The following is a 23,001-nucleotide window of genomic DNA, read 5'->3' on the forward strand; positions in this document are numbered from 1 at the left end:
CTCGTCAGGAAATGACAATGCAAAGCCGACTTTATATCGATACATATTACAATCCGGTAAGAAGACATGGGACTCTAGGTGGAGTGAGCCCCATAGACTTTGAGCTAATGAATTAACCCCCTGTGTCTACTTTTAAGGGGTCATTCCACATTCCACATTCCAATCTCGAATCTCGAATCTCGAATCTACTTCTTCGTATGGAACTGCTCGCAAGCCAGCATCGTGTTCTCAATTAGGCTTGCTACCGTCATTGGGCCAACGCCGCCCGGTACTGGTGTAATGAAGCTCGCGTTCTCACGTGCTTTATCGTATTCAACGTCACCTACTAACTTGCCAGATTCAAGACGGTTGATGCCCACATCGACCACAACAGCGCCTTTCTTAATCCACTCGCCAGGAATGAAGTTTGGTTTACCAACTGCAACTACAACAAGGTCAGCTTGACGAACGTGGCCCTCTAGGTCTTTGGTAAAGCGGTGACAAGTTGTTGTCGTACAACCAGCAAGAAGCAGCTCAAGTGTCATTGGGCGACCAACAATGTTTGATGCGCCAACCACAACCGCGTGCTTACCGCGTAGCTCGATGTTGTATCGATCAAGCAGCGTAATAATGCCTTTTGGCGTACAAGAACGAAGTTTAGGAATGCGCTGTGCTAGACGGCCAACGTTGTAAGGGTGGAAGCCATCCACGTCTTTCTCTGGGTGAATACGCTCAAGAACGTGCGTTGCATCGATGCCAGCAGGAAGTGGTAGCTGAACAAGAATGCCATCGATTTCTGCGTCGTTGTTCAACTCATCGATAAGTGCCAACAACTCTTCTTCCGACGTTGTCGCAGGAAGGTCAAAAGACTTAGAGACAAAGCCAACTTCTTCACACGCACGGCGCTTACTGCCAACGTAAACTTGAGAAGCTGGATCTTCACCAACTAAAACAACTGCAAGACCAGGAGCACGAAGGCCAGCCTCAACGCGAGCTTTCACACGTGCTGCAACTTCGGATCGAACAGTTTGGGAAATGAGAGTTCCATCTATATTTTGAGCAGTCATGACTTTCCTTTTTAAATTGAGAAGGCAAATTATTTGCGGCGCATTGTCGCAGAAAATCTATTTAACATCCATACGCAAACGTTTGCTTTGGGGTGTTTTTGAACATTTATCGCTTTAGTGCCCTTTTTTTAGGCATTCAGATCAGAATGTTATGAAAACCCGTTGATTTAAGCGCTTGAACTCGTATAATCCTGTCCCTGTAGCGCGCCCTTAGCTCAGCTGGATAGAGCACGTCCCTTCTAAGGATGTGGTCATAGGTTCGAATCCTATAGGGCGTGCCATTTATTTAGAAACCCCGATAGCTCTCTAAGTTGTCGGGGTTTTGTCGTTTTGGATTGTCCAAAATGACTCATTTCATAGAATTTGGTTCTCTTCTATTCCATTTAGTAAATCATGAAAAAAATAATTCTAACCGCAGTTGTGCTTTCTATTTTAAGTGGATGTGTCACGCGTAAAGTTCGTGTGCTTCCACAAGCTGTCAATATTTCTCCGATTACTGACGTAGCAATTAAAAATCTTAATTGTCAGATGGTGGACTCTTACACGATTGAAGATATCCATCCTAACAACGTTGACCGTATGTTGAAGAATCAAACATACGCATCGGGAGGTAACCGTTATCACATTGCTACCGTGCTCGATACCAGTCGTGGTCGTCCTTCCAGTGTGGTTGCTGAGTTGTATCATTGTCCATCGGCACCGAGCGTAAGTGTGGCTAAAGCAACCAAGACCATGTTACTGCCTGGTGCCAATGAGGTGCAGCCAATCTCATTTGCAGAGGTGGAAAACAATGAGTGTAAAGTCATCGGTAACCAAGTTGTGTCTGAGCAACAAAAAGGTTCCTTATTTGAGGAACTTGCAAACCAAGTTTATATGGCGGGTGGTAACCGATATCACGTGGTGAAGGTGATAGAAACTGATGGACAAAATCCAACGTCAGTTTCAGCAGATGTTTATCGCTGTAAGCACCGCTCTGTAGCTTACAAATAGAACAAAAAAAGCGCTAGCTAAGAAAGCTAGCGCTTTTTTGTTTAAAAGGGGCTTAGATCTTTTTAAAGATGAGTGAGGTGTTGATACCGCCAAACGCAAAGTTATTGCTCATTAGGTGTTCAACATTGAGCTCGCGACCTTGCCCTGAGATGTAATCTAGGTCGCCACATTGTGGGTCTAGGTTCTCTAGGTTAAGGGTCGGGTTAAACCAACCTCCGTGCATCATCTCTAGGCCTAGCCACGCCTCAATAGCGCCACAAGCACCTAGGGTATGACCAAAGTAGCTCTTCAATGAGCTGATTGGCACTTTACCAAGTGCATTTGCCGTGGCGTTGCTTTCTGCAATGTCACCGCGGTCAGTAGCCGTACCGTGCGCCGATACATAATCGATTTGATCTGCCGAAATGCCTGCGTTCTGTAGCGCCATCTCCATACAGATTTGCATGGTTTCCATTTGAGGTTGTGTTACGTGCGCAGCATCGCAGTTGCTTGCAAAACCAATGATCTCTGCATAGATTTTCGCGCCGCGAGCCACTGCGTGTTCGTACTCTTCTAAAACCAATGTACCTGCGCCTTCGCCAATTACTAAGCCATCGCGCTCGGTATCGTAGGGTCTTGGGGTACTTTTCGGTGCATCGTTTTTCAAACTGGTCGCGAAAAGGGTATCAAACACAGCCGATTCTGTTGGGCAAAGCTCTTCAGCGCCACCTGCAACCATCACGGTTTGGTAGCCGTGCTTAATGGCTTCGTAGGCGTAACCAATCGCTTGGCTGCCGGAAGTACATGCGCTACTGGTTGGAATTACGCGACCTTTTAAGCCAAAGAACAGACCAACGTTAACCGCAGTCGTGTGTGGCATCATTTGTACGTAAGTTGTCGCGGTAATCGCTTTGGTGGTTTTGTCATTTAGCATTACACCAAATGCGCCAATGGCATCGGTACTGCCTGTAGATGAGCCGTAAGCGATACCGGTTTGACCATTAGTGAGAACATCATTGCCAATCAGACCGGCTTGGCTTAGCGCGTTTTCTGTTGCGACAGTCGCAAGCTTAGAGACACGACCCATACCGCGGACTTGTTTGCGTTTGTAATGCTTCGGTAGTTCGAAGTCAGTTACAGGTGCAGCAAGCTTGGTGTTCAAACCATCATATTGTTCATAAGAAGGCATGTATTGAGTGGCGTTCTGGCAGTCGCGCAGTTTAGGCTCTACTGCTGACCAATCGTTACCAAAGGCAGTAACACCGGACATACCTGTCACAACGACTCGACGAGTCATACTAAGCCTCCATTTACTGAGATAACTTGGCGGGTAACGTAACCTGCGATATCAGACATCAAGTAGCTTACCAGACCAGCCACTTCCTCTGGTTCACCCATGCGACGAAGAGGGATTTGCGGCATCGCGTGCTCTTTTACGTGCTCATCCACCATGCCAGTATCAATAAGACCTGGTGCCACACAGTTCACGGTGATCTTACGTTTTGCGAGTTCAAGCGCGAGAGATTTCGTTGCACCAATCACGCCAGCTTTTGCCGCGCTGTAGTTGGTTTGACCGCGGTTGCCCATCAGACCAGACACTGACGCGAGAGTCACAATACGACCGCCTTTGCGTTTTTGTACCATTGGCATTACGCAAGGGTGCAGTACGTTGTAGAAACTATCTAGGTTGGTATGAATCACGCCATCCCATTCTTCTTCCGTCATAGCTGGGAAAGCAGTGTCGCGAGTGATGCCAGCATTGTTGACGACACCGTAGTAAGCACCATGCTCTGCGATGTCGGCTTCTAATTTAGTGCGGCATTCTTCGCGGTTGCTGATATCAAACTGGATCAGACGACCCGAGCCACCATGTTGTTCAATGGTCTCTAAAGTGTTTTGTGCGCCTTGTTGATCACCCATGTAATGCACGACGACGTGGAAACCGTCTTTGGCAAGTTGAACGGCGATGGCTTTACCAATGCCTTTACTGGCACCAGTTACGAGGACTTGTCGGGTCATTGTTGACTCCTGATTTTCATTTCTTTTAATTTTTCTTCTGATGGAACGTATACGTTCAACTGACAGGTAGCGATGGTTTTTTCTTGCCACTCCATGCGAGCAGAAAACACCGCCATGCCATTGTCTTCCATCATTTTCTCGGCATACACGTCGAGCTGTTGACCTTGAGTAAAGGCATCGCACTCAGAAGTGTAACGTCGACTGCCTAATAAGAACCCAATAGGTGGCTCCTGTCCTTGAATAAGGGCATGGTAGCCAGACCAAGCGGCAACAGACTGTGCCATAAACTCTATACCGACATACGCCGGAACCGTTTGAGTATCACGGTTGAAAAAAGGGTTATGCTCGCCAATATCAACCTGACAATGGATGGTGTCTTGTTGAATATCGATAGCACGATCAACCAAGATCATTGGTCTATCGTGCGGAAGCAGTTGTTCAATTGGGGGAAGTTTAGTCATGAGCGTAACCAAAAATAAGACTAACGTTATTACCGCCGAAAGCAAAAGAGTTGCTTAAAATCGCTTTTCCACCAAGTTTTGATGGTGCTTCAACGAGGGAGATTTCGATATCTTCCGCTTTGTTTGCGCAATGCTGGACGGGGAGATCGAGATCGTAATTCAAAATATGCCATGCGATTGCCGCTTCAGTTGCGCTGGCGGCACCTAGAGTATGACCGGTTAACGGTTTGGTTGAGCTCACTGATACAGCATCGCCAAAGCAGCGGAAAATGGCTTTGCTTTCCATCGAATCGTTCAATGGGGTCGCGGTTCCATGCGCATTGATGTAACCAATATCTTCAGCCGTTAAGCCAGCGTTTGAAAGGGCTTTGTTCATGGCCTCTTCTGCACCGAGTCCCTCTGGGTGTGGTGCAGAGATATGATGTGCGTCAGAGCTGTCTCCTGCGCCTAACAACGCCACTTTGGCGGGCGTGTGGCTCAATAGCATGATGGACGCGGCTTCTCCGATATTAATACCCGAACGATCTGCATCGAATGGTAAGCAGTGTTTGTCTGACAGGGCTTCTAGACCACAAAAGCCATTTAAGGTCAGGCGACATATGGTGTCGACACCACCAACAATCACGGCATCGACTAGCCCCGATTTTAAAAGACGTTGAGCGGTGATAAATACGCGTCCACTGGAAGAGCAAGCTGTCGATACAGCGTAATGAGGACCTGTCAATCCAAAATACGCGGCGACAAAGTCACTGCAATGACCAAGCTCTTGCTTACGGTAATGGTAATCGTCTGGGAACGCACCACCTGAGAGCTTTTCTGCAAAGGCAATTTCACCATCTGCAATGCCGGAGGTGCTGGTCCCGATCACCACGGCAATGCGGTCTGAGCCATATTGGCTAATGGCTTCGCGGACTTTGGGTTCGATCTGCAAAATGGCAGAGAGTGCGAGTCGGTTGTTTCTAGAATCAAACGAATGCAACGCTTGCGGAAGCGTTGGTAATGGCTCTAAGACGCGTCCAATAACGGTTTCTCGATCGTTATTCAGAATGGTTTTATCCATGACCATGTTCGATGGCTTAGAACCCGATAGACATTGATGAATGCTTGCATCATCGTTACCCATCGCGGAATGAAAGCCGCAGGCCTGAATATACAAAGGTTGAGGAGAGCGAGTAGACATAGTGTTGTATTAGGATCGTTCTTAATTTAATTGATACTGCAGTGTTTGAATAGAAATCGAAAACGGATGTTGAAGGTGATTAAAGCTAATCTTACCTTTCAGTTTGTCGCGATTCTCATAGTGGATGTCTATGATCTTTTCACCGTCGCTATTAAACACGGCTCTAGAATATTCATCATCAATCATTCGCCACCTTACCTTATTTAGCGGCGCTTCCCAAGCAGAACTCGGCCACAGCGTGATCATTAGGTTGAATAGTACTTGCTCCGGTTCTGGCAACGTGCCATCGAGACCGGTTAAAACTTCTGTATTTATCTGCTCACCATTGTAGTTGAGGGATAAAATTCGGGTACCCCAAGAGGAAAAGCCGGCTAGTGTGACATCGTTGCTGTTCACTTGTAATTGCACTGGCAGTTGTTCTTGTCTCTCTTTTCCTTCTGCGGTCCAAGTCGCAGTAATCAACTGGCTTGCTGTGAGGTGATAACCGAGATCGTTCGGGGCAGGGAGCGCGACAGAGACGCCTTGTTCTATTTCGACGCTAGGCGTTGATTGTTTGGGTACTAAGCTGCAAGCACTGAGCAAAGTTACAAAAATCATTGTGATGAAAATACGCATGGCCGTGGAAGTGCTCATTGTGATTTTTCCTTAGTCATAATAGCAATTGGCGAGAGTAGCCAAGCGATGAAAATGCCGCTTAAAACGGTCACACCAAAGCTATGAATCGCATGGGTTTGACTGAGAGAGAGTAACCCAAAAGACAATACCGTTGTGATGGCAGAGAGCGTAATCGCGAGAAGAGTGCTCAAACTGCGTGCTTTCTCAGCAAAAAATAGGGTGTAGTCGATACCGATTCCCAAGATCAGGATCAAGCCTAACAAGTTAAATAAGTTGAGTGTCGAGCCAGCAGCAACCGCGGCAGCGAGACCTCCAATACAAGCAATTGCTGAAGGGAGTAAAATACGCCAACCGTGGTGAAAGCCGTAGCGTTTGACTAGAACGGCAAAAATAATCGCGACAGCAGCAAATAACAGCTCCATGATTTTAATGCGGTACTCGCCAAATAATGTCGAGATCTCTTCGGCTTTGTTTAAGTAACTGATATCTGGTTGAGACTGCGCAAATGCTTTTACAATTTCTGGGGCGTTCAACTTGTTTAACGTGATGACCGCTGCCGATTGACCTTCGATTTCTCCCAAGTAGAGGAAGCGAATTGGTTCGGACACCGGATTGTTTAGATAGTCTGGCAAACTGACTGGCACAAGGGTGTTTGTCAGTTTTGGCTTGTGTGCCAGTTGTAAGCCTGATGCTAAAGCAGAAGCTTGCGTTTGGTACAGATTCGCTATCAGAGCAAAATCACTTTGTTGGCGTTCGGTTGAGCCCAGATACTTACTCAAACTTTGATAGCCTTCAATGATGTTGGTTTGTTGCCATTGCTGTAGCGTGGGGTCAAGTTGCTCTAGTCGTTGAAGTAGAGATTGATCCGTGTCGGCGGTGACCACAAGCATTTGCTGAGAAGCCTGCATTCCACTGACTTTTGTAATCAAAGCTTCTTGCTGCTTTAGCGTTTCTGGCATGGCTTGCAATTGGCGAATGTCATCGTCGTACTTCAACTGAGTGAGAAAATAGCCACTGATGATAAGACAGATAAGCGGCAGCCCAACTTTCACACTAGGACGTTGCCACACAGATAACCATGCAGACAACAACCGATGACCCGGTACTTTCACCGCATTGCGAGAAGGTTTCACTGCGAGAATCGGGTACCAAGCCACTACGGTTGCGTAAGCGGCAATCAGTCCGATAGAGGAGAAAAGAGCAAGTTGCTGCAAGCCAGGGAAGGGCGCAATCAACATGCCTAAATAGCCAATCAAACTGGTGATAAGACCTAAAGTGATGGCAGCAAAAATATGTTTGAGACCTTTTCGGCTGTCCCACTGGCTGCCTTCAGATAAACGTTCAGTCAGATAATGGAAAGCGTAGTCTATTGAAACACCAATTAAGCTTGCACCGAAGACCAAACTGAATAGATGGACTTTGCCAAATACCCAAGTGGTGACGCTAAGAGCAATCAGCAAGCCAACCGAAATGGATAACAGCGCTAAAGAGAGTGGCATTAAACTGCGGAACACAACCAAGAACAACACGACGATGCCCAATAAAGAGAACACGCCAATAGTGCTGATTTCTGATTTCGCACTCTGAGTGCCAAAGTCTGCGTAAAACAGTACGCCGGTATGCGCAGTTTTAGCACCAAACTGTGCGGCGATGGATTGCTCTAGCTGTTCGATTTTTGGAACGACACTTTGAGTCGATAGAGCGTATGGAGAACCACTGATTGTCGCAGTGATTAAGAGGTATTGTTGACCATCTTTTTCGACAGACAAGTAGCCATTATCGAGTCTAAACGCTGATGTTTGCTGCGTGACTTGGCTTAAGTAATCACGAAACAGTAAGAACGGATCGTTTTGTAGCTCTTGACCTGTTACGCCCGAGAACGGGTTGTAAAGGGATTGAACCACATATTGCACTTGAGCTTGTGGGTCTTGGCTTAGTCGCTCTCGTTGTGCTTGAGTCAGTTGCTGGAAACGATGATTGAAGTAGTAGCTTGCCCAAGCTTGTTGAGCGTCAGGTGATATTTTCCCGATGACGTTGGTAAACTGTTGGGTTTCTCTTAACCCTTTTTCAAATGCGCCAGCGGCTTTTAGCAATTGTGTTTTGTCGGCAGCGGTCAGTACAAAGATGACTTGATCACTCATGCTGGTGGAGATTGCTTCAAACGCTTGTTCTGCGATTGGATTTTGCTGATTTTCAGGCAACAGCTTTAGGATGTTGGTTTCAATCGGCGAGTGTTCGCACCCCACCCATTGTTTTAATAGCAGAGCGCTTGCGATCACAACTAAGCTTAACCAAAGCCAAGCCAATGCGTATGAACCTAGACGGAATTTAGAAATCAAATTGAGCCTTTTCTGCATCCGTTAATTCCTTTGGCAAAGACGCTTGTTGAGTAAACTCAATCTCTGTTTTGTCTCCGCGCAGTTCTTCTAGCATTAATTGGTCAATATGGGTGTTACCAGAGAGCGTGATGGCTTTAAACACCGCGTTAAGTGGCGCTTGTTTTGGAGTGAGAACCAATTGCCATTGACCACTATCTTGAGCAGAAAAGTCCAGCGTAAACTGTTCTTTCAATGCTGCGGTATCACCATGGAAAACCGATAGAAATACATGGCTAAAATAGAATGCCATTGGGTTTTCTTGTGCGGTGATGGTTTTTGGCACTTGGTTAGCAAAGGTCTGGCGTAACTTGTCTTGAGTTAAAACCAAGTTTACGGCAAATGGGATCTGCTGTTGCCAAAGTAAACCGTGCGATTTGCTGAGAGTAAAAATGCCTGTTGAAGTAAGCGGTTGATTAAACATCTCTAGGTGACGGCTTTGTTTAAAATCGCCGCGGACTACTTCGTTTTGTGACAGCTGCGCCTGCAATGAGTCGAGATCCACCACTTTAGCCCAGCTCGGAGTCGAGAATGATACGAGCAGAGCCATAGACACAAATAAAGAGAACAAGGATTTGCGCATTAAGATAGGCTCCCACACTTATGCCACTGCTCTACTTTATTTAGAAAAGCGGCAGGAGAAACAAAGCACATTTCTTGTTTTTCGATAGAAACTGCCACTTGCGTGGTATGAGCTTTACACATGCGTTGATCGGTTTTGGCATCATAAATCACGTAGTCTACGCGCAAGCGGTTTTCCCACTCAGTGAGCGTCGCGGTAATGCGAATCTCGTGGTTGAATGGGATTGCCTTTACATACTTCACGCGGGTGTCGATGATTGGCCACATGTAGCCCGACGCTTGCATATCACGGTAGCTGTACTCAACCTTCTCCATTAGCACTCGGCGTGCTTCTTCGAAGTAACGAAAGAAGTTACCGTGATAGATGACGCCCATCGGATCAGCATCCTGAAATGAGGTGACCATTGTCACCTCGGTTTCTAGCGGGTAAAGGACTTGTTCTTGCATTACGCCTCCGCGTACAACAACCAGTGACGTTGTTGGATTTTAGCGATGAAGTTACGTAGATCGTGCTCTAGTGGACGGTCTTCGACAACAAACTCGAACTCTTCCAGTACCGCATCGCGAATCATCTTCAAGTTACTGCTCATGTGGTGTTCGTCTAGCTCATTATGGCGGCGACGAATCTCTACCGCTTGAACACTCGCCAGCAAAGATGCCGCTGCGACTTGTTCTGTCAGCTCAAGAACGCGCATACAGTCGCGAGCTGCAATCGTACCCATGCTCACCTTGTCTTGGTTGTGACACTCTGTTGAGCGTGAGAACACGCTTGCAGGCATGGTGTGTTTTAGCGCTTCTGCTGTCCAAGCTGAAATACCAATCTGCACCGCTTTAAAGCCATGGTTGATTGGCTTACGTTCGCCTTCCGCGCCCGTCAGATTGAATGGCAGACCATTGTTGAACTTGTAGTCCATTAACTGAGCCATCTGACGATCCAGTAGATCCGCTAGGTTCGCGATGTTTGTTTTCAGTGTGTCCATCGCCATTGCAATATGACCGCCGTAGAAGTGTCCACCATGCAGTACGCGTTCGTTGTCGCCATCGATGATTGGGTTGTCGTTTGCGCTGTTAAGCTCGTTCTCGATCAATTGACGCAACCAAGGAAGAGAATCTTGAACCATGCCGATCACGTGTGGAGCACAACGCAGAGAGTAACGATCTTGCAGGCGGTCACTGTTGCGTGGTGGGCGTTCCGCTTTAAGGTCGTTACGTAGCCATGCCGCAACTTGTTGTTGACCCGGATGAGGTTTCACTGCGAAGAGGGCTTCATCAAAGTGGAAATCATTGCCCTGCATACCTACCGATACCATCGCCGTGATCTTAGTGCACAACTGAGCAAGGTATTCTGCGCGTTTGTAAGCAATACACGCCAGAGCAGTCATCACGGATGTGCCATTCATCAGCGCCAAACCTTCTTTTGGTTTGAGCGTAATTGGAGTAATGCCAAGTTCAGTAAATACATCAAGAGTTGGGCGTACTTCACCTTTGTAAAGCACATCGCGCTCACCAACAAGCGCCGCAGCAAGGTAAGACAGTGGTGTTAAGTCGCCACTGGCGCCAACCGAGCCTTCCTGCGGGATGCGTGGTGCAATGTCGTGGTTGATCAGGTTGACGATTTGGTTCAACAGATCATGCGAAACACCAGAAACCCCCTGTGATAGAGAACATAGGCGAGTTGCCAGCACGGCTCTTGCTTGCTCATGAGACAAGCTCTCGCCTAAACCACAACCATGAAAGCGAGTGAGGTGAAGGGGTAATTCATCGACCAATGCTGGTGGGATTGCAACAGTGCAAGAGTCGCCATACCCAGTGGTTACGCCGTAAATTACGCCTTCTTCTTTAAGTAATTTTTCTAGGAATGCCACACCGCGATCAATCTTCGATGTGAATTCCGGTGACGCATTCATGTTTGCTTTTGCACCATGTGCAATCGCGACGACATCTTCAATCGAAAGGCGTTCTGCACCAAAGGTGATGCTTTGATTATTGTTCATTGTCATGTTGCTGATTACTTAAAGTCCAGAAATTAAAAAAGTTGTACCACTGCAATGGAGCTTGCAGTGTGTGATGTTCTAATCGTTGCGCATATTGCTGCACCACGTTGTCCAGCGCTTCTTGGCGACTCTTACGTGGTAAGACGATTTGATCACTAAAATGTTCAAAATATACGTTAAAGTGCGGCGTTTCGGCGTTATCGTCTCGTAGACCAAACAGCAGATAAACTGGAGCTTTTAACACTGAAGCCAACATAAATGGTCCCTGTGGGAAGGGCGCTGGCTTGCCTAAAAAGTCCGCCCAAACGACGCGGCTTTCAACGCTGGTGGAAGTGCGATCGCCAACAATCACCACCCATTCACCTTGCTCTATTTTTTGTTGAAGCAAAATGGCGGTATCGGGTCCCATCGAACTCACTTGGATAAGGTTAAGCTCGGAGCTTGGGTTGACGGCCTTCATCACGGCATTAAATTGCTCGGCGTGCTCGGTGAACACCAATGCATTGATTTTCACGTGTGAATGTCGGCGACCAAGCGCTCTACACAATTCGATGTTACCAAGGTGGGAACCAAGAATGACCACGCCTTGTTGTTTCTCAGCCATCTCTTTGAAGTGGTGCTGACCATGAATGGTAAGATTGTCCACACTGAAATCACCTTGCCAAGCTGCCAACTTATCAAGCATGGTTCGCCCAAATGACAGCAGGTGCTGATAGCTGTCCAAAGGTTGAGGTAGGGTGATGTTCTGTTGTTTCGCGTGTTGTTGCAATTGATCTAAGTAGAGCTCAGAAGCTTGTCGAGCAGACTTACCTGTTAGGTGGTAGTAACGCATTACGAGCTTCAAAATGAGGTCAAAAACTTTGCGTCCAAATACTCGATACACGGCTAATAGGGTTTTGATCCCCAACACGGTGCCTTGTTCTTTTCGCTTTGACCAATGATCGTCGCGAGATGTTGCTTGCTTGGACTCGTTTGCACGCTTGTGCTTACGAGCCAGCAATGAAGGGATGCGAGGCAACATGCCAAAGAACAAACGTGTGTGCATCCAACTGATTTTTACGTTGTCCCAAAGTGCATCAAAATGAGAAATGCCACCTTCAGGGTAAATCACGCGTGTTGGTACGAAAACAATATCGGTGCCTTCCCAATACATACGAACTAAGATCTCAATGTCGAAGTCCATGCGCTTACCAATGTCGTACTTGTTGAGTACGTCCACAGTCTGGGTAAGAGGGTAAGCCCGAAAGCCACACATGCTGTCTTTGATAGAAAACGATAGCGTCTCAATCCACACCCAAACATGGGTCGCGTATCGTCCGTAGAGACGTGATTTAGGTACGCTTTCGTCGTAAACCGGTTGTCCAGAAATTAGTCTGTTTGGGTTAGCCTGCGAAGCCTGCAATAACGTTGGCACAGCCTCAAGGTCGTGTTGCCCATCGGCATCTATCTGAATTGCATGAGAGAACCCTTGTAGCAGCGCTTGCTTAATACCAGCCATTACTGCGCCACCTTTACCTTGGTTTTCTGAAAGGCGAATCAAGGTGATTTTCTCTTCATTTGCTAAAGCATCTAGAGCACGTTTTGTCTCTTCATTACTGCCGTCATCAACGACTAAAACTGGCAGGGAAAAAACAGACAACGACTCAACTACAGCCGCAATCGTGCTGCCATGGTTGTAGCATGGAATAAGAAAACAAGGGTGGTATTGGTTCTCGTTGCTTGCGCTTGTCACGTTAATTCCCTAGTTTCATTTTGCCTGAAGAGTGAACCACGGTTTGCTCGCCCGAGATCGACGTGTACTTAAATGCCAGTTTTTCACGCTCTGCATCCCAAGAAAGCGTAAGACTAACGCACATATCCGGTAGGATAGGTTCTTGGAATTTGATAACTTCCATGCCTTTGAACAGTGTTGGTGTGTTCAAGTATTCGACCGCATAAAACAGCGCCCAATCGATTTGTGTTACGCCTGGCAACAATGGGAAATGGGTAAAGTGACCTTGGAAATCCAAGATGTCGGCATCGACACGCATTTCAATCGTCGCGATGTGATTGTCGATATCAACCTGTTTGAGCGTTGGTTTTCTTTTGTCCATGATGAGTTCTTTTATTCTTGGAACAGTTTTTCTATTTCAGCGATCTGGCGCTTGCCTTGGCTATTGAGCGGAATCTCGTCTAAAACGCGGAATTTTCTTGGAATAGCAATCGGCTCTAACCAGCTACGCAAGGCTTTTCTTAGCGCTAACCAGAACTTACCTTTCCCGAGTTCTTGCAGTGTTTGATCGCCTTCGTTGGTCAAGACAATCACTGCAAATAGAGACAGCCGCCCGGCGTCTTCCATCGGGATGACGGCGCTTTCTTTTACCCACGGCAATTGCTCTAAACGCTTCTCGACTTCGACCAACGAAACGCGCTTTTCTTCAACTTTGACGATTCTGTCGGTGCGACCGCGTAGTTCGAAGGAAATACTATCATGGAAATAGCATTCATCTGCAGTTTGATACCACGCGTTTTCGTCAATGTGGGGAGAACGAAGCTTTAAACAGTTTTCATGATTTAGAGCGGCTTCAACACCGGGGAAAAGAGTCCAAGGTTGGGTAGCAGATAGTTGCTGTCGATAAGCGATACCACCCGTTTCGGTACTGCCGAAGACCTCTAATGGGTAATCACCAAACAATTGCTGGCTGTGATTGGCAGCATCATTAGGTAAAGGACCTCCAGAAGAAAAAACGCAGCGTAACGCCGATGGTTGATGCTCTTCTGTCAGGCGCTTAAGTAATGCAGGGCTACTGATCAATGTTGTTTCAGTAGAGGCAAAATGCACAATCTGCTCTGGAAATTCTAAGTTATGAGCGGCAAAAGGGCGCCCAGAGCACAATGGCCAGAGAACGCGGAATAGCAACCCGTAGATATGTTGGTGAGACACCGTGCTCTCGATATGAGAGCCTTCCAGTTTGTCACCCCATAAGCCGTCAAGAATGGCGACTTCCACATCCAGTTGTTTGAGTGTTTTTCTGATCGCTTTTGGTTTACCGCTTGAACCTGAGGTAAACAGCGTGACGTTGATATTCGCAAGTGGCAAGGCTTGCCATTCACAAATGAGAGAATCGGAACTTGTATTCACGTGCAAAGCTGAGAGCCCTGTTGGAATCATCACTTCATTGTCGTGCAATACAAGATCGAAGTGCTCATCGAGCTCTTTTAAAGCTTCAGGTTGGTAATTGCCGGGAAGGACGATTGATTTTCCAGCATGACAACAAGCAAAGAAACTGAGCGCAAAAAGGTAGCTGTTGCCAAAACAGAGCGCGATTCGTTGGGCATCAAGCGCTTCTAACGTTGCTCGCAAACTGGCGACGTTGTGCTGAAAAGACTCCCACGTCATGGTTTGGTTTCTGTCATACGCAATCGTGGATTGTGCCTCTCTATTGGCTGTCATTAAGGTCGCAATAGAGGAGAAGTTTAACGAACTTGTGTTCATACGATTTAATGTTCCTTTCGTACAAATTGACGCACTATCCATTCACCAGCGAACAAGCTACCAGCGAGTAAATAACTGATTAAGCCGTTGTACAGCGTCCAGATTTCGATAGGTTGAAAACAGGTATACAGTGCTACCGATGCATTCAAGATAAAGAATCCACACCACACGATCGTAACTTTTCGTGTGTAGATCACGCCACTTTGAGGAAGTTCAGGCTCTTGAAGGCGAGCGAGTCTCTCGATGATGGTTTGCGGTTGCTTCAAGCTCAGTGAGAACACGCCAAGCATGCAAAGGTTGACGACAACAGGATAGAACTTTAGCCACCCGTGCTGCTTAAAAACAACACCTAAGGTGACTAAGACAATACCCACAGCGCCCGTGGTGATCGCAAGGAACTTAAACTCTTTGAGTGGTGTTTTGTTTGCAGCGAGTAACCGCAAAAGCAACGCTGCAACCAATAAGCCACCAACCAGATTTAAACCAAATCGGTCGATACCGAAGTAAACCGCGAAGGGGTAGGCAAATAATACAATTGCAGACAAAACTGTCAGCAATTGGCGCATTAACTTTCCTTGAGAAGTTCAGTTACTGCATTAACCACGTCATCGACAGTACGAACTGTGCTGAATTCCGCTGGTTTGATCTTTTTGCCAGTGACATTTTGTAGGTGTACAACAAGGTCTACGGCATCAATGCTGTCTAGGTCTAGATCGGTGTAAAGATGGGCTTCTGGCTGAATGTCTTCAGCTTCAATTTCGAATAGCTCCACAAGCGCATCTTTAACTTGTTCAAATACTTGATCTTTATTTACGTCTGTCATGAATATACCTAAAAACTATTCATTATCTTGAGAAGAGGTTTGAGAAGAAATGTACTTCGCAAGGTTAGCTACAGAAGCGAAGTGCTCACGAGTGTTCGAATCGTCTGCATCAATGACAATGTTGTATTGCTTTTTAATTGCTAATCCAAGTTCAAGAGCATCGATAGAATCCAAGCCAAGACCATCACCAAAAAGTGGTGCTTCTGTTTCAATATCGTCGACGGTCAAATCTTCTAGGTTTAGAGCGTCAATAATAAGTTGCTTGATATCGTTGTGTAATTGTTCCACTGGGACCTGCTTATAATTACGAATTTTCTGGAAATATAGTTTCAGCCAAATGCTGTTGTAAGCGACGAGCCGCTATCGTTGGGGACGTAGTTTGCTTTATAAAAGGCTCAATCTCAACTTTATCCTTAACTTCAACCTTGAAAAATGGTTTTGTCTTTGGAACTTGATACCATTTTTTCTCTTTTGTCAGGAAGCTTGGCGTGACCGTAATATGTACGACACGCAAATCTCGCTCGGTTCTAACCGCTATTTGCGCTGCGCCTCTTTGTAATTTTGATTTTACACCTGGAGTGGTTCTTGTGCCTTCAGGAAAAATAAGCAAAACGTTACCATCGTCAAATCTTGCTTCACACATTGATAATAAATCATCAGGTGCTTCGTTGGGGATATAACCTGCAGCCTTAACAATGTGCTTCATAAATGGGTTTGCCCAAATTGCGGACTTAACTAAACAGTCGCAGCGTTTTAATTGGGATGCGATCAAAACGTAATCAATTAAACTGGGGTGGTTCGAAACGATAAGGCAGTTTTTATCTTGTTGAAGAATGTCAGCCCCAATGATTTGGTAATCAATTGCGCCGGAAAGCTTCATCAAGTTACAAAAAGTGTTGAAAGAATATTGAATCGCCCCTTGAACTTTATATTCTCTCTGTTTTATATCCGATGTGGTTAGGTGAATAAGTGGAATGACGATAAAGCTGAGTGCCAAGCCACCTAAACCAAAAACTGAGAAACAAAATCCTGTCGCGAATACTCGCCAATATTGATTCAACACCCTCATTGACGACGCCATTCCCATGATTGTTGAGGCGAATGAATCGTCCAATTGTTTGCTGATGATAAAAAGTGCTGAATAAAGCTAAGCCCTTGCGGAAAGGCACCTTCGCCGGTTTTCTCGGTTGTTGCTTGTATGCGAAAAGTATCGCCATGAGAAAGCACCAGACCTAAACCATATCCATGGTAAGCGTGCGTTTCAAACTCAGAATATGACTCTGGGAGTGGCTCATCAAAATCGACAATCAGAACTTTCTTGTCAGGATTGTCATACAGGAATAGCCACGCTTCGATTAACGCGCTTTGGAAGGTATTTTCAGCAGCTGCGATAGAGGTGAGAGGGATCGGCTGTTTAGTTGCAATGGTCGCAAGCCCCGATGCGGTATTATGCACAGACTGAGAGAATGCCATTGGTGAAGCTTCTTCACCCTTGAGGATGTCTTCTATCAACGCCACACTGCGATGAAGTTCACCATGACGGCTAGAGAAAACAAGGTAGTCAACATCGTGCTGCTTGAGCAACTCAATCGCCGTTTGAACCGCTAGCTTACTCAGTTGGCTCATACGTCTGCGCATCATAGGTGGGATATCAGATACGTTCAGTTTGCCTTCTTCTGGCCACTGACCGGTAGAGGTCCATTGTTTCCACTCATCGACTTGACTAAGCCCTTGAGAGTTAGCTGACCAAGCGTCGATATTAAACGAAATTTTGATCTTGGAGTTTGGCATATTTGATTAAATTGCTTTATTTTACCGCTCGATACAATTTAAGCTTCAGCAGAAACCATAATAAAGGAAATTATCATGTCACGTTTAAAGCTGTTTATATCAGTGCTATTAACTTTGCTTCTTGTCGGTTGTGGTCGAGTGCAACCTGTATTGAATGTGGAGGATACTCCAGTTGCTTATGATCTTCAAAATAAACAAGTAAAAGCGGCGATTGTTCAATCAGCAACTAATCGCGGTTGGACGATTGAAGAAACAAGCCCAGGTGTATTAATTGCAAAAATCAACGTTCGTAGCCACTTTGCGGAAGTAAAAATTCCATATAGCAACAAATATTATTCAATTATTTATCTCAACTCAGTAAATCTAAAAGCAAGTGATGGCAAAATCCATCGTAATTACAACCGTTGGGTGAACAACTTAAATGTTGATATTCAACGCGCGCTTGCACTTTTAGGCGCAGAGTCCCAGTAATAATTATATTAATTGAAGTTAGGTTTTTTCGTGTTAAATCAAAATATTGATCCTTTCAACGCTTTTGAAGCTAAAACAGAAGCTCAAAAATTATCTTTTGCCCCTATTGTTTTCCACACTGCGAGAACATTAAGAGAGCTTGGTATCTTAGCTGCGCTCGACAGTGCAGGCTCAAAGGGTATGAACGCTGTAGAAATTGCAGAAAAAACGGGTGTGTCTGAATACGGCGTGAAAGTATTGTTGGATATGGCCATTAGTGCGCACATTGTTTTGTGGGAAAAACCTAACTATTCCTTGGCTAACCTAGGCTTTTACTTACTTTATGATGGCATGACGCAAGCAAACATGGATTTCACTGCCGATGTTTGTTACGCCGCTATGATGCACCTAACGGATGCGATCAAAGAAGGCAAGCCGTCAGGTCTTAAAGAACTTGGTGATTGGGAAACCATTTACCAAGGGTTATCAACATTGCCAGAACAAGCGAAACAAAGCTGGTTCAAGTTTGACCACTTTTACTCTGATCGCTCTTTCCCACTATTACTTAAAGAAGTATTTGCTAATAAACCAAGTCACATTGTGGACATTGGTGGCAATACTGGTAAGTGGGCAATGCAGTGCTGTAACCACGATCAAGATGTGAATATTACGATTGTTGATCTTCCTCAGCAGCTAGAAGTTGCAATGGCAAATGCCAAGGAAAATCAACTGAGTGAGCGCATCACTCCATTCCCAGCCAACATGCTGGATAAAGCTCAAGTGTTACCTGAGCACGCTGATATCTGGTGGATGAGTCAATTCCTTGATTGCTTCTCACCAATCGAAATTCTCAATATTCTTAAGAAAGTGAAAGCGCAGCTTCGAGAAGGCGATACGGTGTATATCTTAGAACTGTTCTGGGATGCACAAAAATACGCGGGAGCTTCTTATAGCTTGAATGCGACCTCGCTTTACTTTACCTGTTTAGCAAACGGCAACAGTCGTTTCTACCGCAGCGATGACTTCCTGGAAATTGTCGAAGCGGCAGGCTTAGTCGTGACAGAAAGAACCGACAACATTGGTCTCGGTCATACATTATTAAAACTACAAGCAAACTAGAAAGCAGAATGATAAAAGAACAAAAGCAAGTCGTCGTCGTTGGTGCAGGACCGTCAGGTTCTACCGTTTCCGCATTGCTCAATATGCGCGGAATTAATGTCGTTGTGATTGAGAAAGCGTTGTTCCCACGTTTTTCGATCGGTGAAAGCCTTCTTCCTGCCTGCATGGAAGTGGTAGAGCAAGCCGGTATGTTGGAAGCGGTGAACCAATATGGATTCCAGTACAAAGATGGTGCTGCGTTTCGTCGCAATGGCGTTTATACCCAATTTGATTTCACCGACAAATTCACTGCAGGACCGGGTACCACTTACCAAGTTCAACGCGGTAACTTCGATAAAGTACTGGCAGACAGTGCAGTGGAGCAAGGTGTTGAAATTCGTTACCAACACGAACTGACAAGCATCGACTTTGAAGGTGCCAAGTCGATTCTTAATGTGCTTGACGCTGACAAACAAGCTTACCAAATTGAAGCCGATTACGTGCTAGATGCTAGTGGTTTTGGTCGCGTTCTTCCTCGTTTGCTCGCGCTAGAAGAGCCTTCATGCCTGCCACCAAGAAAAGCAATTTTTACGCACATTGAAGACAACATTACTGCAGAAGGGATTGAATACGATCGCAACAAGATCCTGATCTCTGTGCATCCTGAAAATCATGATGTGTGGTATTGGTTGATCCCGTTCTCAAATGGTACTTGCTCATTTGGTGTGGTTGGCGAACCGACGTTCTTTGAAAACTATCCCGAGGATAAGATTGCCGCTCTTAAGCAGCTAGCAAGTGAAGAACCAGGGCTTGCGCAGCTCCTTAACCAAGCTCAGTACCCAAATCCTGCTGGTGAGCTGGGTGGCTATTCAGCGAACGTAAAACACTTAGCGACACCACACTACGCGTTGCTTGGTAATGCTGGTGAGTTTCTTGATCCAGTCTTCTCTTCAGGCGTGACTATTGCCATGAAGTCAGCACAATTTGCAGCAGACTGCATTGAACGTCAGCTAAATGGTGAAACGGTCGATTGGCAGTCTGATTATGCTGATCGCCTAATGGTGGGCGTCAATACTTTCCGTACTTACGTGGAAGGTTGGTACAACGGCATGTTGCAAGATGTTATCTTCTACCAAAACCCCAATCCACGTATCAAACAGATGATCAGCGCGATTCTTGCGGGTTACGCATGGGATGAAGCCAACCCATACGTAAAACAGAGTGAACAGCGGTTATCTACATTAGCGGAACTGGTAAGAGGCGAAGAGCTGTAAGGCTCAGAACTGAAACTAAGGATAGCCATTTAATATCAAAGCCCCGCTTGTGAAAGAAGTGGGGCTTTTTTGTCACAAAAGCCAACGTTTAACCACGTGAGGGTTAGCTACTGTTAGTTGGTATTTTTTCGGAGAGGATTTTAGTTTTCTCTGATCTACGCATATATCTAATCGTTTAACCAAGTACTTAATCAGTGCTCTTCGGCAACTGATAGTAAAAGATGACTCATCCATCCCATAATCTGCTTTAACAATGGCTTGTTGTTCCGGTGTTAAGTGCGGATTTGGAATGATTTGGATGGTTTCTTCAATCATCCAGTCTTCATCCGCATCCATTCCAATGTTCGACTTATCGAGCAGCTCTGGTTCTCCTCGGAAGCGACTTAAAACAAAATCTAAGAACATTTGTCTATCTTCGCAGTAAGCGCGTACATGCCAGCGAAAGCCGTCAAATACGATAGTGTGAGGAACAATGTTTCTGCCACGGCCGCTTGGGCTATCCATTGAAACGTACTCAATATCCACACGACGCTTTTCTCTAGCGGCTTGCAGCAAACGACGAACAATGATCGGAGCGACGTGCCTATCTGGAACAGAAAGAACGATAGAATCGGCGTGACCTAAATTTTGTATGTCGAAGCCATCGACGTGCTCATTACTGTATTTGTGCAGTAGTGACAAGTATTCGTTTGGTGTGCCTTTTGTGAAGCGAGGGACGAAGTCTTCTGATGGGCGATAACCTTTGATACTTCGATCGTGGATAAGAGGAGGGAACTCAAACTGCTCTTGAAATGCTTTGATATCTCGAGATGCTTGTTGTCGCTTTATATTGAATGAGTTACACAAATGATTAGTGGTAACTCGACCTTCCCACAACGCCACTATTTCAATCAGTTTGAAGCGAAGAAGTTGATCCCATTTGATAGTCATTGCTCTGTTTTAATGCCTGAAAATGATACATGTTGATGTATACAGAATATACGTACATTTTTCTTGGGGGTATAGTGCTTACGTCATACGAAAGTTGAAAACTCTGACTCATAGCAATGTCAGTTGGCTCAAATTTTATTAAGGTCAGAATTCAACTTTTGTGTGAGAAGAGTAATATGCACTGGTTGCATAAATGGTGGTTATAAATTACCCATTCAAACCTGATGCATTTCATATACGGTATCGTGTGTTTTCTTCGTTTGGTAATATCTAATCCCACAAAGAAAGTCCGTTTAATCAACCTTTGAAGAGAAAGAACCTTGAATTTAGCACAAGCCCTCAGCATTCTCTCCAAGTCCTCACCCTATGCGGTAAGTACCGAAAGAGAGCAAAATCAAGACCTTCTGGCTGAATATAAAAGTCATATCTACATCAAAACCGACATTGAAGCTGATTTTAAGCAAGCGCTTCTGTCTGCTAAAAAAGATGAAATCATCTTTTTGTGTGGCAGTAGTGGTGATGGTAAGTCGGAGATTTTGACTCAATACAGCCAAAAGCATAAAGCAACGCATGATTTTCATCTTGATGCTACGCACAGCTTCAACCCGAGCCAAACGGCCATTCATGCGTTAGATGAGCGTTTCACTCAGTTCAAAGGAAATGACAAGCCACTCGTTGTTGGCATTAATATTGGTATGTTGGGTAACTATGCTGAGGAAGGTGCTGACCAACATAACGATGTGAAAGCGTCGATAAAGGCTTTTCTGGAAAATCAAACGGACGACATTCCAGCAAACCATACATTTCTAGATTTCGAACAGTATCCGAAATTTACTCTTGGCCACGAAGTGAGCACATCCGATTTTGCCGCTCAATTTCTAGCTCGCTTAACTGAGCCAACTTTAGATAACCCGTTTTATGCGCTCTACGACAGTGAAGTGAAAAAGTCTGGTCACAGCGTACTGACTGCAAACTACGCTTTATTGGGGTTGGCGTCCGTTCAAAAGAACATTATCGCTTTGTTACTCAAAGCGCGTTTGATCAAAGACCAGTTTTTAACAGCACGTGCTTTACTGGATTTTGTATTCCAGATCTTAGCAATGGAAGAAGGTTACCTGTTCGACAACTTGTTCTCTGGTGCGGATAACGAGCTACTAGAGCATATTCAGAGCTTTGACCCAAGCAATATTCATACTCGCAAGATTGATGAGTTTGTTCTGCAATTTGGTTTGGGCATTGAAGAAGAAGGCTTTACTCAGTTGAAAGAACAAGTGAAGCCACTAGGTGTTTTTGATGTATCAAATGCTGCTTCTTACCTGCGTATGGTTTACTTGCTCAAAGATGAAGAGCAGTTTGCAAATAAATACATCAACGAGCTGAAAGTCGACTTCGATAACTCTTTAGTGAATCAGTACGCGAATACTTGGCTGCTTCACCGTGAGTTTGATGGTTCTGGTAAACAGAAAAAAGATCTAAACAAGTTCTATAAAGACATCCTAATTTCGGCGATTCATCGTTACTGTAATCGTAACTCTCCAACGCTCGATAAAGACCAATTTTTTATCTCAGAATACAACGGGTTTAAAACCGCAGCAGAGCTTGAGGTGAAACCTGATTTTACCGCTATCAAAACTCAAGGTGTTGGCAAAATTGGTTCTTTCAATGCGCACATCCGTGCTGATGATAACGCTCTGCTTCCAATGCCAATCAGTATTAACTTACTTGAGTTGCTAGAAAAGATTAATCAGGGGTATCGACCTAACAAGCACGATAAAAACGCGGTGCTTTTGTTGGATGAGGTGATTGAACAGCTCATCACTGTTGCAAACGAGAAGAACACCCTGTTTATCCTGAAAAATGATAAGCGCTACAAGATCGTCAATGAAGATGACGAGTATTTCGAAGTGAGTGGTATTTAA

24 protein-coding genes and 1 tRNA gene are annotated in these 23,001 nt (G+C 45.4%); 6 read left to right on the plus strand and 19 right to left on the minus strand.

Annotation, left to right across the window (positions count from 1 at the left end):
- Window positions 1–185 precede the first annotated feature (185 nt).
- Window positions 186–1,046: a bifunctional methylenetetrahydrofolate dehydrogenase/methenyltetrahydrofolate cyclohydrolase FolD gene (gene folD / locus QTO06_RS11695; protein ID WP_005430847.1), complete on the minus strand. Its 861-nt coding sequence runs from the start codon at window positions 1,044–1,046 to the stop codon at window positions 186–188.
- A gap of 204 nt (window positions 1,047–1,250) precedes the next feature.
- Between folD and QTO06_RS11700 the strand changes: the two genes are divergently transcribed.
- Together QTO06_RS11700 and QTO06_RS11705 are read left to right on the plus strand one after the other, a co-directional pair.
- Window positions 1,251–1,327: transfer RNA gene (locus QTO06_RS11700), tRNA-Arg, on the plus strand.
- Between the two features lie 112 nt (window positions 1,328–1,439).
- Complete coding sequence (locus QTO06_RS11705; protein WP_331408187.1) at window positions 1,440–2,036, plus strand: DUF1471 domain-containing protein; 597 nt, start codon at window positions 1,440–1,442, stop codon at window positions 2,034–2,036.
- A 52-nt stretch (window positions 2,037–2,088) separates the two neighbouring features.
- Here the strand turns inward: QTO06_RS11705 and QTO06_RS11710 are convergent, their stop codons facing one another.
- Genes QTO06_RS11710 through QTO06_RS11790 form a run of 17 tightly spaced genes read right to left on the minus strand, consistent with a single transcriptional unit; the run spans window position 2,089 to window position 17,330 of the window.
- Window positions 2,089–3,312, minus strand: a complete 1,224-nt coding sequence (locus tag QTO06_RS11710; protein WP_331408188.1) for a beta-ketoacyl-ACP synthase — start codon at window positions 3,310–3,312, stop codon at window positions 2,089–2,091.
- Window positions 3,309–4,034 carry a 3-oxoacyl-ACP reductase FabG gene (gene fabG / locus QTO06_RS11715; RefSeq protein ID WP_029788652.1) on the minus strand — a complete coding sequence of 242 codons (726 nt, stop codon included), beginning with the start codon at window positions 4,032–4,034 and terminating at the stop codon, window positions 3,309–3,311. Before fabG ends, QTO06_RS11710 begins: the two co-directional genes overlap by 4 nt.
- On the minus strand, window positions 4,031–4,495 hold the full coding sequence (locus QTO06_RS11720; RefSeq protein WP_017188383.1) for a hotdog family protein: 465 nt from the start codon (window positions 4,493–4,495) through the stop codon (window positions 4,031–4,033). The genes fabG and QTO06_RS11720 overlap by 4 nt, the downstream gene beginning before the upstream one ends.
- Window positions 4,488–5,675: a beta-ketoacyl-[acyl-carrier-protein] synthase family protein gene (locus QTO06_RS11725; protein WP_331408189.1), complete on the minus strand. Its 1,188-nt coding sequence runs from the start codon at window positions 5,673–5,675 to the stop codon at window positions 4,488–4,490. The genes QTO06_RS11720 and QTO06_RS11725 overlap by 8 nt, the downstream gene beginning before the upstream one ends.
- A 21-nt stretch (window positions 5,676–5,696) precedes the next feature.
- A complete protein-coding gene (locus QTO06_RS11730; protein ID WP_331408190.1) occupies window positions 5,697–6,308 on the minus strand; it encodes a DUF3261 domain-containing protein in 612 nt (203 codons plus the stop codon).
- Window positions 6,305–8,647, minus strand: a complete 2,343-nt coding sequence (locus QTO06_RS11735; RefSeq protein WP_331408191.1) for an MMPL family transporter — start codon at window positions 8,645–8,647, stop codon at window positions 6,305–6,307. Before QTO06_RS11735 ends, QTO06_RS11730 begins: the two co-directional genes overlap by 4 nt.
- Window positions 8,619–9,248 carry a LolA family protein gene (locus tag QTO06_RS11740; protein WP_283311357.1) on the minus strand — a complete coding sequence of 210 codons (630 nt, stop codon included), beginning with the start codon at window positions 9,246–9,248 and terminating at the stop codon, window positions 8,619–8,621. The genes QTO06_RS11735 and QTO06_RS11740 overlap by 29 nt, the downstream gene beginning before the upstream one ends.
- Window positions 9,248–9,694: an acyl-CoA thioesterase gene (locus QTO06_RS11745; RefSeq protein ID WP_331408194.1), complete on the minus strand. Its 447-nt coding sequence runs from the start codon at window positions 9,692–9,694 to the stop codon at window positions 9,248–9,250. Before QTO06_RS11745 ends, QTO06_RS11740 begins: the two co-directional genes overlap by 1 nt.
- Window positions 9,694–11,247, minus strand: coding sequence for an HAL/PAL/TAL family ammonia-lyase (locus QTO06_RS11750; protein ID WP_331408195.1), 1,554 nt, complete (start codon window positions 11,245–11,247; stop codon window positions 9,694–9,696). The genes QTO06_RS11745 and QTO06_RS11750 overlap by 1 nt, the downstream gene beginning before the upstream one ends.
- Window positions 11,231–12,973 (minus strand): glycosyltransferase family 2 protein, encoded by a 1,743-nt coding sequence (locus QTO06_RS11755; RefSeq protein ID WP_331408196.1) that lies wholly within the window; start codon window positions 12,971–12,973, stop codon window positions 11,231–11,233. The genes QTO06_RS11750 and QTO06_RS11755 overlap by 17 nt, the downstream gene beginning before the upstream one ends.
- 1 nt (window position 12,974) lies before the next feature.
- Window positions 12,975–13,334: an ApeI family dehydratase gene (locus tag QTO06_RS11760; protein ID WP_005446483.1), complete on the minus strand. Its 360-nt coding sequence runs from the start codon at window positions 13,332–13,334 to the stop codon at window positions 12,975–12,977.
- A gap of 11 nt (window positions 13,335–13,345) precedes the next feature.
- Complete coding sequence (locus QTO06_RS11765; protein ID WP_331408197.1) at window positions 13,346–14,716, minus strand: AMP-binding protein; 1,371 nt, start codon at window positions 14,714–14,716, stop codon at window positions 13,346–13,348.
- 5 nt (window positions 14,717–14,721) lie between these two features.
- Complete coding sequence (locus QTO06_RS11770) at window positions 14,722–15,282, minus strand: hypothetical protein (protein WP_331408198.1); 561 nt, start codon at window positions 15,280–15,282, stop codon at window positions 14,722–14,724.
- A complete protein-coding gene (locus QTO06_RS11775) occupies window positions 15,282–15,539 on the minus strand; it encodes an acyl carrier protein (protein WP_005446488.1) in 258 nt (85 codons plus the stop codon). Before QTO06_RS11775 ends, QTO06_RS11770 begins: the two co-directional genes overlap by 1 nt.
- Window positions 15,540–15,554: 15 nt before the next feature.
- Complete coding sequence (locus tag QTO06_RS11780; protein ID WP_009696047.1) at window positions 15,555–15,827, minus strand: phosphopantetheine-binding protein; 273 nt, start codon at window positions 15,825–15,827, stop codon at window positions 15,555–15,557.
- Window positions 15,828–15,843: 16 nt separating this feature from the next.
- Window positions 15,844–16,608, minus strand: a complete 765-nt coding sequence (locus tag QTO06_RS11785) for a lysophospholipid acyltransferase family protein (RefSeq protein WP_331408199.1) — start codon at window positions 16,606–16,608, stop codon at window positions 15,844–15,846.
- Window positions 16,605–17,330, minus strand: a complete 726-nt coding sequence (locus QTO06_RS11790) for a beta-ketoacyl synthase chain length factor (RefSeq protein WP_331408200.1) — start codon at window positions 17,328–17,330, stop codon at window positions 16,605–16,607. Before QTO06_RS11790 ends, QTO06_RS11785 begins: the two co-directional genes overlap by 4 nt.
- Window positions 17,331–17,405: 75 nt before the next feature.
- Between QTO06_RS11790 and QTO06_RS11795 the strand changes: the two genes are divergently transcribed.
- The 3 genes from QTO06_RS11795 to QTO06_RS11805 are packed head-to-tail and all read left to right on the plus strand — an operon-like array spanning window position 17,406 to window position 20,152.
- Window positions 17,406–17,801 (plus strand): hypothetical protein, encoded by a 396-nt coding sequence (locus QTO06_RS11795; protein ID WP_005446495.1) that lies wholly within the window; start codon window positions 17,406–17,408, stop codon window positions 17,799–17,801.
- A 30-nt stretch (window positions 17,802–17,831) separates the two neighbouring features.
- Window positions 17,832–18,899 (plus strand): class I SAM-dependent methyltransferase, encoded by a 1,068-nt coding sequence (locus tag QTO06_RS11800; RefSeq protein ID WP_009696050.1) that lies wholly within the window; start codon window positions 17,832–17,834, stop codon window positions 18,897–18,899.
- A gap of 8 nt (window positions 18,900–18,907) precedes the next feature.
- Entirely contained in the window at window positions 18,908–20,152 is a 1,245-nt protein-coding gene (locus QTO06_RS11805; RefSeq protein WP_331408201.1) for an NAD(P)/FAD-dependent oxidoreductase, read from the plus strand.
- A gap of 72 nt (window positions 20,153–20,224) precedes the next feature.
- On the opposite strand, the gene QTO06_RS11810 is transcribed toward QTO06_RS11805, so the two are convergent.
- On the minus strand, window positions 20,225–21,082 hold the full coding sequence (locus tag QTO06_RS11810; protein ID WP_081234406.1) for a WYL domain-containing protein: 858 nt from the start codon (window positions 21,080–21,082) through the stop codon (window positions 20,225–20,227).
- Window positions 21,083–21,402: 320 nt separating this feature from the next.
- Here QTO06_RS11810 and dptF point away from each other — a divergent pair, with 320 nt between their 5' ends.
- Window positions 21,403–23,001, plus strand: coding sequence for a DNA phosphorothioation-dependent restriction protein DptF (gene dptF / locus QTO06_RS11815; RefSeq protein WP_331408202.1), 1,599 nt, complete (start codon window positions 21,403–21,405; stop codon window positions 22,999–23,001).

It is taken from the genome of Vibrio sp. M260121, from assembly GCF_036533715.1.
In the GTDB taxonomy this organism is placed as follows: Bacteria; Pseudomonadota; Gammaproteobacteria; order Enterobacterales; family Vibrionaceae; genus Vibrio.

Coding starts and splice junctions, on each gene's coding strand:
- folD (WP_005430847.1), bottom strand. CDS start 1,046: ATGACTGCTCAAAATATAGATGGAACTCTCATTTCCCAAACTGTTCGA.
- QTO06_RS11705 (WP_331408187.1), top strand. CDS start 1,440: ATGAAAAAAATAATTCTAACCGCAGTTGTGCTTTCTATTTTAAGTGGA.
- QTO06_RS11710 (WP_331408188.1), bottom strand. CDS start 3,312: ATGACTCGTCGAGTCGTTGTGACAGGTATGTCCGGTGTTACTGCCTTT.
- fabG (WP_029788652.1), bottom strand. CDS start 4,034: ATGACCCGACAAGTCCTCGTAACTGGTGCCAGTAAAGGCATTGGTAAA.
- QTO06_RS11720 (WP_017188383.1), bottom strand. CDS start 4,495: ATGACTAAACTTCCCCCAATTGAACAACTGCTTCCGCACGATAGACCA.
- QTO06_RS11725 (WP_331408189.1), bottom strand. CDS start 5,675: ATGTCTACTCGCTCTCCTCAACCTTTGTATATTCAGGCCTGCGGCTTT.
- QTO06_RS11730 (WP_331408190.1), bottom strand. CDS start 6,308: ATGAGCACTTCCACGGCCATGCGTATTTTCATCACAATGATTTTTGTA.
- QTO06_RS11735 (WP_331408191.1), bottom strand. CDS start 8,647: ATGCAGAAAAGGCTCAATTTGATTTCTAAATTCCGTCTAGGTTCATAC.
- QTO06_RS11740 (WP_283311357.1), bottom strand. CDS start 9,248: ATGCGCAAATCCTTGTTCTCTTTATTTGTGTCTATGGCTCTGCTCGTA.
- QTO06_RS11745 (WP_331408194.1), bottom strand. CDS start 9,694: ATGCAAGAACAAGTCCTTTACCCGCTAGAAACCGAGGTGACAATGGTC.
- QTO06_RS11750 (WP_331408195.1), bottom strand. CDS start 11,247: ATGACAATGAACAATAATCAAAGCATCACCTTTGGTGCAGAACGCCTT.
- QTO06_RS11760 (WP_005446483.1), bottom strand. CDS start 13,334: ATGGACAAAAGAAAACCAACGCTCAAACAGGTTGATATCGACAATCAC.
- QTO06_RS11765 (WP_331408197.1), bottom strand. CDS start 14,716: ATGAACACAAGTTCGTTAAACTTCTCCTCTATTGCGACCTTAATGACA.
- QTO06_RS11770 (WP_331408198.1), bottom strand. CDS start 15,282: ATGCGCCAATTGCTGACAGTTTTGTCTGCAATTGTATTATTTGCCTAC.
- QTO06_RS11775 (WP_005446488.1), bottom strand. CDS start 15,539: ATGACAGACGTAAATAAAGATCAAGTATTTGAACAAGTTAAAGATGCG.
- QTO06_RS11785 (WP_331408199.1), bottom strand. CDS start 16,608: ATGAGGGTGTTGAATCAATATTGGCGAGTATTCGCGACAGGATTTTGT.
- QTO06_RS11790 (WP_331408200.1), bottom strand. CDS start 17,330: ATGCCAAACTCCAAGATCAAAATTTCGTTTAATATCGACGCTTGGTCA.
- QTO06_RS11795 (WP_005446495.1), top strand. CDS start 17,406: ATGTCACGTTTAAAGCTGTTTATATCAGTGCTATTAACTTTGCTTCTT.
- QTO06_RS11805 (WP_331408201.1), top strand. CDS start 18,908: ATGATAAAAGAACAAAAGCAAGTCGTCGTCGTTGGTGCAGGACCGTCA.
- QTO06_RS11810 (WP_081234406.1), bottom strand. CDS start 21,082: ATGACTATCAAATGGGATCAACTTCTTCGCTTCAAACTGATTGAAATA.